This is a genomic window from Agromyces humi, from assembly GCF_009720255.1.
Classification (GTDB): domain Bacteria; phylum Actinomycetota; class Actinomycetes; order Actinomycetales; family Microbacteriaceae; genus Agromyces; species Agromyces humi.
Genome location: NZ_WJSP02000105.1, coordinates 1 through 10,286 on the forward strand (window position 1 = coordinate 1; position 10,286 = coordinate 10,286).

The following is a 10,286-nucleotide window of genomic DNA, read 5'->3' on the forward strand; positions in this document are numbered from 1 at the left end:
CGGTCCTCGGCCTTCGGCGTGGGGCCCTTGCCCTCGAGCGCCTGCCGGCCCTGGCCGCCTGAGCCGACCTGCTTGCCCTTGCTCTTGCGCACGGCTCCGGCGCGCGGCTTGCTGCTGCCCTTCATGATCCCAAGCTCCAATGCGTGCCGGTCTGGCTGTCTTCGATGGTGATGCCCGCGGCCGAGAGCTCGGCGCGGATGAGGTCGGCCGCGGCGAAGTCCTTGGCCGCGCGAGCGGCCTGGCGGTCTTCGATGAGGCGGGTGACGAGGGTGTCGAGCGCGGAGGCCGCGGGCGCGGCATCCGGAGCCCAATGGGTGTCGCGGGGGTCGATGCCGAGCACCTCGACCATCGCGACGACCTGGCCGTGCAGGGAGGCGGCGTCGTGCAGCTCCTCCGCGTCGAGCGCCTGGTTGCCGGCCCGCACCGTCTCGTGGAGCACGGCCAGCGCCTGCGGCACGCTGAGGTCGTCGTCCATGGCCTCGGCGAACGCGTCGGGGATGACCGGGCTGCCCACCCCGGCGAACCGGGTGCCGGCGAGGCGCCGCTCGACGCGCACGAGGAATGCGCGGATGCGGTCGACCGCCGCCTCGGCCTCGGCCAGCGAGGACGGGGCGTAGTCGAGCGTGGACCGGTAGTGCGCCGCGCCCAGCAGGTAGCGCACTGCGAGCGGCGACGCGAGCTCGAGGAGCTCGCCGGCGTAGACGGAGTTGCCGAGCGACTTCGACATCTTCTGGCCGCCGATGTTGACGAGCCCGTTGTGCACCCAGTAGCGCGCGTACGCGTCGCCGGCCGCGGTCGACTGCGCGAGCTCGTTCTCGTGGTGCGGGAACCGCAGATCGAGGCCGCCGCCGTGGATGTCGAACTCCGTGCCGAGGTAGCGCGTGGCCATGGCGGAGCACTCGATGTGCCAGCCCGGACGGCCGGGCCCCCACGGCGACTCCCATGACGCCGACTCGGGCTCGGCGGGCTTGCGTCCCTTCCACAGGGCGAAGTCGCGGGGATCGCGCTTGCCGCGCGGATCGGCGTCGGCCGCTGCCTCCATGTTGTCGCGGGCCTGGCGGGTGAGCTCGCCGTAGGACGGCCAGCTCGCGGTGTCGAAGTAGACGTCGCCCGAGCCGTCGGGGGCCGCATAGGCGTGCCCGCGGTCGATGAGGCGCGCGATGAGCTGCTGCATCTGCTGCACGCTCGCCGTCGCCCGCGGTTCGTAGGTGGGAGCGAGGATGCCGAGCGACGCGTACGCCGCCGTGAACTCGAGCTCGACGCGATAGGCGAGCGCCCACCACTCCTCGCCGACCCCCTCGGCGCGCTCCTCGTCGGAGGCGGCGAGGATCTTGTCGTCGATGTCGGTGACATTGCGGACGAACACCACGTCGTATCCGCGGTAGCTGAACCACCGCCGCATGAGGTCGTAGGCGAGGGCGCTGCGCAGGTGCCCGATGTGCGGGCTCGACTGCACCGTCGGTCCGCAGACGTACATGCCGACGCGCCCCTCGCGGAGGGGCACGAAGTCACGCAGGGCCTGGGCCTTCGAGTCGTAGAGTCGCACGGTCACCCGCCAAGCCTACCGGCGAGCCCTCGTCCGAGACGTCGGGGACGCCTCTCGGCGAGTGCGGCCTCAGGCGGGGACGATAAGGGCCGTCGCGATCGCCGCGATCCCCTCGCCCCGACCGGTGAAGGCGAGCGCGTCGGTGGTGGTCGCCGACACGCTCACCGGCGCGCCGAGGATGCCCGAGAGCATCGCCTCCGCCTCGGCCCGTCGGGGTGCGAGCTTGGGACGGTTGCCGATGACCTGCACCGACACGTTGCCGACGGCGAACCCGGCGTCGCGGAGCAGTCTCACGACCTCGGCGAGGAAGACCTCGCCGTGCGCGCCGTCGAAACGCGGGTCGCTCGTGCCGAAGACGGTTCCCACGTCGCCGAGGCCGGCCGCCGCGAGCAGCGCGTCGCAGATCGCATGGCTGGCCGCGTCGCCGTCGCTGTGGCCGGCGAGGCCGCGCTCACCCGGCCACGCGAGCCCCGCGAGCCACATGGGAGTGTTCGGGTCGTCGGCGAAGGCGTGGACGTCGACGCCCGTGCCGGTGCGGACCGGTGACGGACGCGCGGCGCGGCCGGGGGCTGCCGGTGTGGCCGCCTCCTGCGTCGCGGTCGCCGTCCGACGGCCGGCCCGCTCGGCGACGATCGACTCGGCGCGACGGAGGTCGGCGGGCAACGTGACCTTGAAGGAGCGCGCGTCGCCCGGCACCACGTCGACGGCGATGCCCGCGGATGCCGCGAGCGCCGCGTCGTCCGTGTACTCCTCGGTTGCGCCCGCATACGCGGCCTGCAGCGCCGAGCGCGGGAACCCCTGCGGGGTCTGCACGGCGGCGAGCTCGGATCGGTCGACCGTCTCCACCACCCGGCCGTGCGGCCCGACGCGCTTGATGGTGTCGACGACGTCGAGGCCGGGAACGACGCCGTGACCGCGGGCCCGGACCGCGGCGACGACCTCGTCGAAGACGATGGACGGCGTGAGCGGCCGGGCGGCATCGTGCACGAGCACGGTGTCGACGACGTGCGGCACGAGCGCGAGCCCCGCGGCCACCGACGCCTGGCGGGTCGCACCCCCGGCGACGACGTCGAGGGGGGCGGATGCCGCGGCCGCAGCCTCGGCGAAGCGCTCGCGCGTCTCGGCGACGCGGTCGGCTGGCGCGACGATCACGACGTGCGGCGTCTCTCGCATGCCGAGGACGGCATCGAGGGCGACGCCGAGCATCGTGTCGCCGCCGAGGGGCACGAACGCCTTGGGCTCGGAGTGCCCGAGGCGGGTGCCGCTGCCCGCGGCGACGACGATGACGGCGACCCTTGACGCGCTCATGGCACGAGCGTAGCGCGCGTCACCGGCCACGGCCGCGCAAACGCCGCCGACCTGGGGCCGGCGGCGTCGTAGCGTTCGCGACTAGGAGGCGAGGACCTCGTCGAGCACGGTCGACGCCTGCTCCTCGTCGGTCTTCTCGGCGAGCGCGAGCTCGGAGATGAGGATCTGGCGAGCCTTGGCCAGCATCCGCTTCTCACCTGCGGACAGGCCGCGGTCCTGGTCTCGGCGCCACAGGTCGCGCACGACCTCGGACACCTTGATGACGTCCCCCGAGGCGAGCTTCTCGAGGTTCGCCTTGTAGCGGCGCGACCAGTTGGTCGGCTCTTCGGTGAAGGGTGCGCGCAGCACCTCGAAGACCCGGTCGAGGCCTTCCTTGCCGATGACGTCACGAACGCCGACGAGGTCGACGTTCTCAGCGGGCACCTCGATGACGAGGTCGCCCTGCGTGACGTTCAGCTTGAGGTAGAGCTTCTCTTCACCCTTGATGATCCGTTTCTTCACCTCGGTGATCGTTGCGGCTCCGTGGTGGGGGTAAACGACGGTTTCGCCAACCTCAAAAAGCATGAATGAATGTCCTTTCGGCAACTATCAGGATATCACATTCCGGATCGTGCTAAGGTTCGCCACCCCTCCCCTGGCGGGCTCGCGCCGTAGGCTACACTCGGATCGATTCCTTCGCGCGGGCTCGCATCCGTTCGCGCGCACGCTCGCACTTGGAGGTTCTGTGAAGGCGCGTCTCGCGGCATCCGCTGCTCTGGCCCTCGGTCTCGTACTGGGCGCGAGCGGCTGCTCGATGCTCACCTACCAGGCGACGACCGAGAAGTACGACGCGAGCGACGGCGTCTCGGTCGACGTGGGCGACCTCGACCTGCGCAACATCCTCGTGGTGAGCGAAGACGGCGAAGACGGCATCCTCGTCATGACCGTCGTGAACAACGGCGACGACGACGTCGAGCTCGGCGTGCAGTTCGGCGAGGGCGGCGGCGACACGCAGACCGTCGAGATCGAGGCCGGCGCCACCGCCGCATTCGGCGTCGACGAGGTCGAGGGCATCGACGTCCTCGACCCGATCGTGCTCGAGGGCATCGACACCATGCCCGGCGCGCTGCTCCCGATGTACTTCCAGTACGGCGACACCGAGGGCATCCAGAAGCAGGTGCCCGTGCTCGACGCCCGCCTGGCGGAGTACAACCACCTCTCCTCCGAGTAGACCTGACGCAAGAAAGGGCGGATGCCGCGGCATCCGCCCTTCGTCATGTCCGCCTTCCGGCGGTCACGCCTCGAAGCGGTACCCCAGCCCGCGCACGGTGACGAGCTGCACGGGCTCCGAGGGCTCCGCCTCGATCTTCGACCGGATGCGCTTGATGTGCACGTCGAGCGTCTTGGTGTCGCCGAAGTAGTCGGAGCCCCAGACCCGGTCGATCAGCTGGCCGCGGGTCAGCACTCGTCCGGGATTGCGCATGAGCAGCTCGAGCAGCTCGAATTCCTTCAGCGGCATGGGCACGGGGTCGCCGTCGACCTCGACCGTGTGCCGGTCGACGTCCATGCGCACCCGCCCGCCCTCGAGGATCGCCTCGTCGAAGTCCTCGACCTCGATGCGGCGCCGGAGCACGGCCCGGATCCGGGCGAGCAGCTCGCGCGTCGAGTACGGCTTGGTGACGTAGTCGTCGGCGCCGAGCTCGAGGCCCACCACGATGTCGATCTCGGAGTCCTTCGCGGTGACCATGATGATCGGCACGGTCGATCGGGTGCGCAGCTCGCGGCACACCTCGGTGCCGGGAAGTCCGGGCAGCATCAGGTCGAGCAGGACGAGGTCGGCGCCGTCCTGGTCGAACGCCGCGATGGCCGAGGGGCCGTCGGCGGCCACGACCACCTCGTAGCCCTCACGTTCCAGCAGGAAGCTCAGCGGGTCGCTGAGGGCGATCTCGTCTTCGACGAGCAGGATGCGGGTCAACTGGGTTCTCCTCGGTCGGGGGTGGCGACGCGGGCGGCGCGATCGGCGCCCTTCCGGGCGGCGCGGTCGGTGGTCTTGCGGGCGGTGCCGGCGGCGGTCTTGGCGGAGGTCGCGGGACGCGCCCGGGCCGGTTGCTCCGGGGCGGGTCGCTCCTCGGGCCCCGAGGTCGGACCGGCGGGGGGTGCGTCCTCGGCACGCGGGAGCCGGATGATGAAGGTCGAGCCGCGGCCTGGCGTGGACCACACGCGCACGTCGCCGCCGTGGTTCTGCACGGTGTGCTTGACGATGCTGAGCCCGAGCCCCGTGCCGCCGGTGTTGCGCGAGCGCGCCTGGTCGACGCGGTAGAAGCGCTCGAAGACGCGCTCGAGGTCGTCGCCCTCGATGCCGATGCCCTGGTCGGTGATGGCGATCTCCACCGTGTCACCCACCACCTTGGCTCCGACGCCCACGCGACCGCCCTCGTTCGAGTACGCGATGGCGTTCGCGATGAGGTTGTGGACGGCCACGATCATGAGCGAACGGTCGCCGTAGACGATCGCCTTGTTCGAGGTGCGCACGGCGATCTCGACCTGCTTCGCGGTCGCGACCACGCGGTTCTGGTCGACCGCTGCCGCCACGACGTCGTCGATGCGCACGAGCACGTCGGGTCGGAGGGCGTCGCGCGCCTGCAGCCGCGACAGCTCGATCACCTCGCTCGTGATGTGCGCGAGGCGGCTCGCCTCGACCGTCAGCCGGCCGGCGAAGCGCCGCACCTGCTCGGGCTCGTCGGCCGCCTGGTCGAGCGCCTCGGCGAGCAGGCTCACGGACGCGATCGGCGTCTTCAGCTCGTGGCTGATGTTCGCCACGAAGTCGCGTCGCACCTCGTCGAGGCGGTACGCCTCGGTGCGGTCCTCGGCGAGCAGCAGGACGAACCGGGTGCCGAGGCGCGCCACGCGGACGCGCAAGCGGATGGTGCCCTCGCCGTAGGGGCCCCGAGCCACGTCGAGCTCGTGCGTCACCGTCTCGCCGGTGCGGCGGACCGTGCCGACGAGGTCGAGGAGCTCGGGATGCACGAGCGCCTGCTGCCGCACGAGCCCCATGGCCAGCGCACCGGGCGACGCCCTGAGGACGTTGTTCGACGGATCGAGCACCACGCCGGCGGACTCGAGCACCTCGAGCACCTGGTCGATGCCGTCGGGGATGGTGGGCGCCACCACCCGTGCCGCACTCGATCCGCGTCGTTCGGCGATGTGCAGCACGATCATGAAGGCGGCGCCGATGAAGACGCCGAAGGCGAGCGCGGTGAGCACCAGCCACATGGAGTCCATGGCTTCACCCTAACCAGTGGGATCGGGTGCACCGCCCGATCCATCCCGCCCCCGGCGGTAGGTTAACGAGTGTTCAGGCTCCCGGTACCTGCTGTTCACCTGTCGCAGGGATGATGTCCGGGGCCGGATGAGACCGGTGCGTCCGCGCGCGCTTCGGCGCGGGACCGAACAGACAAGGATTTCCACATGCGTGAGGTGTTCCAGCAGGAACTGCGCGAGGTGCAGGACCGACTCGTCGAGATCGCCGAGCTCGTGGCCATCTCGATCGAGAAGGCCACGCGGGCGTTCAACGAGTCCGACGTGAGCCTCGCCGAGGAGGTGATCGCCGAGGACCCGCGCATCGACCAGGCCACGTTGGCGCTGGACGAGCACGCGGTCACGATCCTGGCGCGGCAGCAGCCGGTCGCGCGCGATCTCCGCATCGTCGTGAGCGCGTTGCGGATCAGCGCATCGCTCGAGCGCATGGGCGACCTGGCTTCGCACATCTCGCAGCTCGCCCGCTACCGGTTCCCCGACAAGGTGGTGCCGAAGTCGCTCCGCGGCACGTTCGCCGAGATGGGCGCACTCGACGTCGAGATCTCGCGGAAGCTCGCCGAGCTGCTGCGCAGCGAGGACGTGAACCTCGCCGAGGAGATCCGGAACGAGGACGACAAGGTCGACGCCCTGCACCTCTCGGTCTTCGACCGGGTGCTGGGCGAGAAGTGGAAGGGCGAGGCCGTCGACACGGTCGACGCGACACTCGCGAGCCGCTACCACGAGCGCTTCGCCGACCACGCGGTCGCGATCGCGAAGATGGTGCAGTATCTCGCGACCGGCGACTGGGACCCCGAGAAGTCCGCGGCGTCGTCGCTCTGAGCCGACTCGCGCAAGATCCGACGAAGGGCGGGGGATGTCGCATCCCCCGCCCTTCGTCGTGTGCCGGTGCGGCTACTTCTTGCCCTGGGCGGCCACGGCGGCCGCGCCCGCCGCGGCGGCTTCGGGGTCGAGGTACCGGCCGGGCTCGAGGGGCATGTAGTCGTCGCCCAGCTCGTAGACGAGCGGGATGCCGGTGGGGATGTTGAGCTCGGCGATGTCGTCGTCTGAGATCCCGTCGAGGTGCTTCACGAGTGCGCGCAGCGAGTTGCCGTGGGCGGTCACGAGCACGGTCTTCCCCGTCGCGAGGTCGGGGATGATGTCCGACTCCCAGTACGGCAGCATCCGTGCGATGACGTCCTTCAGGCACTCGGTGCGCGGCAGCTCATCGTCGGCGAGGTTCGCGTAGCGGGGGTCGCCGACCTGCGACCACTCTGCGTCGTCCGCGAGCACCGGCGGCGGCACGTCGAACGAACGGCGCCACAGCTGGAACTGCTCGGGGCCGTACTTCTCCAGCGTCTCGGCCTTGTCGAGGCCCTGGAGCGCGCCGTAGTGGCGCTCGTTGAGCCGCCACGAGCGACGCACGTCGATCCAGGCGCGGTCGGCGACGTCGAGGGCGATGTTCGCGGTCTGGATGGCGCGGGTGAGCACCGACGTGTGCTGCACGTCGGGCAGGACCCCCTGCTCGACGAGCAGCTCGCCGGCGCGCTTCGCCTCCTGGAGGCCGAGTTCGCTGAGTCGCACGTCGACCCATCCGGTGAACAGGTTCTTCTGGTTCCATTCGCTGTTGCCGTGGCGCAGCAGCACGAGCGTGTGAGGCATGGGGAACAGCCTAGCCGCGGCGGCATCCGGGCCCTGCGCTGCGAGACCTCCCGCGTCGCCCTGCCAGACTTGGGGGATGCCCGTCGGATCGATCACGCGCGGCACGACGAACACCAACCGGCTGCGCCGCGTCGACCGGTGGATCGCCGAGCAGCCCGCCCTCCTGCACACCGCCGACCCCTTCGTCGTCGACCTGGGTTTCGGTGCGAGCGCCGTGACGACGTTCGAGCTCGCGTCGCGCCTCGGGAGATCCCGGCCCGACGTGGAGGTGCTCGGCCTCGAGATCGACCCGGCGCGGGTGCGCACCGCACGTGAGCAGCTCGAACGCACCCGGGCCGGCGAGGGGCACTTCCCCGCGGATCTGCCGGTCGACTTCGGCCTCGGCGGCTTCGAGGTGCCGACACCCGGCGGCCGGCGACCCGCGGTCATCCGCGCCTTCAACGTGCTCCGGCAGTACGAGGAGTCGCAGGTCGACGAGGCGTGGCAGCGGATGTCCGCACGCCTCGGGGCGGGCGGGCTCCTCGTCGAGGGCACCTGCGACGAGCTCGGCCGGGTCGCCAGCTGGGTGGGCGTCACGGCCGACGGACCGCGCACCCTCACGATCAGCCTGCGCCGCTCCGGCCTCGAGCGGCCCTCGATCGTCGCGGAGCGGCTGCCGAAGGCCCTCATCCACCGCAACGTGCCCGGCGAGCGCATCCACGAGCTGCTCGCCACCCTCGACCGCGCCTGGCGGGTGCACGCGCCGATCTCCGTGTACGGCGGATCGCAGCGGTGGATCGCCGCCGTGGCCACCCTCCGGCACGAGGGCTGGCCGATCATCGGCGGCCCGCGCCGGTCACGCCTCGGCGAGCTCACCGTGCAGTGGGACGCCGTCGCACCGGGCTGACCTCCCCGGGTCAGTCGGCGGGGAGCAGCTCGCGTGCGCCGTCGAGGTCGAGCCCGGTCGCGGTCAGCAGGTCGACGAGGTACGGCCGCAGCGCAGTGATCGTGTTCCGGTCGCCGACCGGCCCATCGGGCAGGATCGCGACGGGATCGAGATGGCGCGCGATCTCGGCGAACGCCTGCCGCGCCACCGGCTGCGCCGACACGTCGCGCATGGAGTCGGCGAGTGGCCCGAGCGCCACCGCGACGCGCGCGTGCACGTCGGCGACCTCGGGCCGCGCGCGTCCGTCGCGCAGCACCCACTCGATGCGGCGCGCGATGATGCGCAGGTTCCGCGTCGCGAGGTCGAGCCCGCCCAGCATCACCCGCTGGCGCTCGAGGTCGAACTTCGCACGATGCACGATGGGCGAGACCCTCGCGATGGCGAGCCCCGAGTCGACCGATGCCATCCACGCCTCCACGAGGGGCTGCGTGGCGCGAGCCCGGGAGAGGGCGCGGCCCGCGGCGTCCGTGCTCCCCGACCGCAGTGCCTCGGCGAGCTCGCCGAGCACCGCCACGTGCTCGTCGATGAGGCGCCGCCCCTCGCGGGTCGCGGCGCGGTACGGGTCGCGGGGGATGATCGCCGTCGCGGCGAGCGCGAACGCCCCGCCGACGACGGCGTCGATGGTGCGGACGAACGGGCCGCCGGCGGGCGCCGGCACGAGCATGACGAGCGAGCACTGCACGGCCGCCGCGATGGCGAACGCCGCGTTCGCCGACACCAGGCGGGCGAGGGCGAGCGTGAGGGCCAGTGCCACCGCGTACTGCCAGATGCCGGCGCCGAACACGATCAGCAGCACCTCGGCGAGCACGATGCCGAGCGTCATCGCGACCACGGTCTCGAGCACCCGCACCGGGCGGGCGTCGCGCACGAAGCCGAGCGCGGTGATCGCGACGATGGCGGCGATCAGGGGCTGGGCATGGCCGAGCACGAGGGAGGCGAACGCATACGCGGCGACGGCCGTGACGGTGATCTGCAGGATCGCCGGAAGGGAGTCGCGGACCCGGATCGAGCCGGCCGAGAGGCGCGCGGCGACCCGGCTCCAGGCGCTCACTTCCGGACGCCGAGCCTCGGCAGTCTGGGCACGTCGACCGCGGCGCCGGCGTCGGCCGGGACGATCTCGACCTGCGCGGCCGCGACGTCGATGCCGTGGCTCTCGACGATGAGGGGAAGGTCGGCGGGCACGGCGCGCTTCACCACGGCGAGCGCGACGGGGCCGAGCTCGTGGTGCATCGCGCTCGAGGTGACGTGGCCCACCGGGCGGCGCTCGGGCGCTTCGCCGTCGGCGGGTTCGGGGCGCACCTTCTCGCCCACCACGACGTCGCCGGGGGCGGGGAGCACCGTGTCGCTGCCATCGAGGTGCAGGAGCACGAGGCGGCGGGGCGGCCGGCCGAGGTTCAGCACCTTGGCCACGGTCTCCTGGCCCTTGTAGCAGCCCTTGCCGAGGTCGACCGCGCTGCGCAGCCAGTCGAGCTCGTGCGGGATCGACTTCTCGTCGACCTCGGTCGCGAGCCGGGGCCGCCACGCCGCGATCCGCAGCGCCTCGGCCGCGAGGGAGCCGGCCACGGCCACGCG

11 protein-coding genes and 1 pseudogene are annotated in these 10,286 nt (G+C 71.8%); 3 read left to right on the top strand and 9 right to left on the bottom strand.

What is annotated here, in order from left to right; translation table 11 throughout:
• From GH736_RS24960 to GH736_RS10610, 4 genes and pseudogenes are all read right to left on the bottom strand, one after another.
• Positions 1 to 125: pseudogene (locus tag GH736_RS24960) on the bottom strand (23S rRNA (guanosine(2251)-2'-O)-methyltransferase RlmB); the annotation flags it as partial.
• A complete protein-coding gene (gene cysS / locus GH736_RS10600) occupies positions 122 to 1,552 on the bottom strand; it encodes a cysteine--tRNA ligase (RefSeq protein ID WP_159603018.1) in 1,431 nt (476 codons plus the stop codon). The pseudogene GH736_RS24960 and the gene cysS, both read right to left, overlap by 4 nt.
• A gap of 63 nt (positions 1,553 to 1,615) precedes the next feature.
• Positions 1,616 to 2,854, bottom strand: a complete 1,239-nt coding sequence (gene ispD / locus GH736_RS10605) for a 2-C-methyl-D-erythritol 4-phosphate cytidylyltransferase (RefSeq protein ID WP_159603020.1) — start codon at positions 2,852 to 2,854, stop codon at positions 1,616 to 1,618.
• 81 nt (positions 2,855 to 2,935) lie between these two features.
• A complete protein-coding gene (locus GH736_RS10610; RefSeq protein WP_159603022.1) occupies positions 2,936 to 3,418 on the bottom strand; it encodes a CarD family transcriptional regulator in 483 nt (160 codons plus the stop codon).
• Positions 3,419 to 3,578: 160 nt separating this feature from the next.
• Here GH736_RS10610 and GH736_RS10615 point away from each other — a divergent pair, with 160 nt between their 5' ends.
• Positions 3,579 to 4,064, top strand: coding sequence for a hypothetical protein (locus GH736_RS10615; protein ID WP_159603024.1), 486 nt, complete (start codon positions 3,579 to 3,581; stop codon positions 4,062 to 4,064).
• A 63-nt stretch (positions 4,065 to 4,127) separates the two neighbouring features.
• Here GH736_RS10615 and GH736_RS10620 read toward each other — a convergent pair whose 3' ends face one another.
• Positions 4,128 to 4,808: a response regulator transcription factor gene (locus GH736_RS10620; protein WP_159603026.1), complete on the bottom strand. Its 681-nt coding sequence runs from the start codon at positions 4,806 to 4,808 to the stop codon at positions 4,128 to 4,130.
• Positions 4,805 to 6,115, bottom strand: coding sequence for a sensor histidine kinase (locus GH736_RS10625; protein ID WP_159603028.1), 1,311 nt, complete (start codon positions 6,113 to 6,115; stop codon positions 4,805 to 4,807). The genes GH736_RS10620 and GH736_RS10625 overlap by 4 nt, the downstream gene beginning before the upstream one ends.
• Positions 6,116 to 6,301: 186 nt before the next feature.
• On the opposite strand from GH736_RS10625, the gene phoU reads away from it, so the two are divergent.
• Positions 6,302 to 6,970 carry a phosphate signaling complex protein PhoU gene (phoU, locus tag GH736_RS10630; RefSeq protein ID WP_159603030.1) on the top strand — a complete coding sequence of 223 codons (669 nt, stop codon included), beginning with the start codon at positions 6,302 to 6,304 and terminating at the stop codon, positions 6,968 to 6,970.
• Positions 6,971 to 7,042: 72 nt separating this feature from the next.
• On the opposite strand, the gene GH736_RS10635 is transcribed toward phoU, so the two are convergent.
• Positions 7,043 to 7,789, bottom strand: coding sequence for a phosphoglyceromutase (locus GH736_RS10635; protein ID WP_159603032.1), 747 nt, complete (start codon positions 7,787 to 7,789; stop codon positions 7,043 to 7,045).
• Between the two features lie 76 nt (positions 7,790 to 7,865).
• Here GH736_RS10635 and GH736_RS10640 point away from each other — a divergent pair, with 76 nt between their 5' ends.
• The gene (locus tag GH736_RS10640; protein WP_159603034.1) at positions 7,866 to 8,675 is read left to right on the top strand and encodes a class I SAM-dependent methyltransferase; all 810 of its coding nucleotides are present in this window, start codon (positions 7,866 to 7,868) and stop codon (positions 8,673 to 8,675) included.
• 10 nt (positions 8,676 to 8,685) lie between these two features.
• Here the strand turns inward: GH736_RS10640 and GH736_RS10645 are convergent, their stop codons facing one another.
• Positions 8,686 to 9,765 (bottom strand): FUSC family protein, encoded by a 1,080-nt coding sequence (locus GH736_RS10645; RefSeq protein ID WP_159603036.1) that lies wholly within the window; start codon positions 9,763 to 9,765, stop codon positions 8,686 to 8,688.
• A partial coding sequence (gene ygfZ, locus GH736_RS10650) for a CAF17-like 4Fe-4S cluster assembly/insertion protein YgfZ (protein ID WP_407922338.1) occupies positions 9,762 to 10,286 on the bottom strand: 525 nt, incomplete at its 5' end. The genes GH736_RS10645 and ygfZ, both read right to left, overlap by 4 nt.

Excerpts from the sequence above, each read along its gene's own strand:
- ispD (WP_159603020.1), bottom strand. The coding sequence starts at position 2,854 with ATGAGCGCGTCAAGGGTCGCCGTCATCGTCGTCGCCGCGGGCAGCGGC.
- GH736_RS10610 (WP_159603022.1), bottom strand. The coding sequence starts at position 3,418 with ATGCTTTTTGAGGTTGGCGAAACCGTCGTTTACCCCCACCACGGAGCC.
- GH736_RS10625 (WP_159603028.1), bottom strand. The coding sequence starts at position 6,115 with ATGGACTCCATGTGGCTGGTGCTCACCGCGCTCGCCTTCGGCGTCTTC.
- phoU (WP_159603030.1), top strand. The coding sequence starts at position 6,302 with ATGCGTGAGGTGTTCCAGCAGGAACTGCGCGAGGTGCAGGACCGACTC.
- GH736_RS10635 (WP_159603032.1), bottom strand. The coding sequence starts at position 7,789 with ATGCCTCACACGCTCGTGCTGCTGCGCCACGGCAACAGCGAATGGAAC.
- GH736_RS10640 (WP_159603034.1), top strand. The coding sequence starts at position 7,866 with ATGCCCGTCGGATCGATCACGCGCGGCACGACGAACACCAACCGGCTG.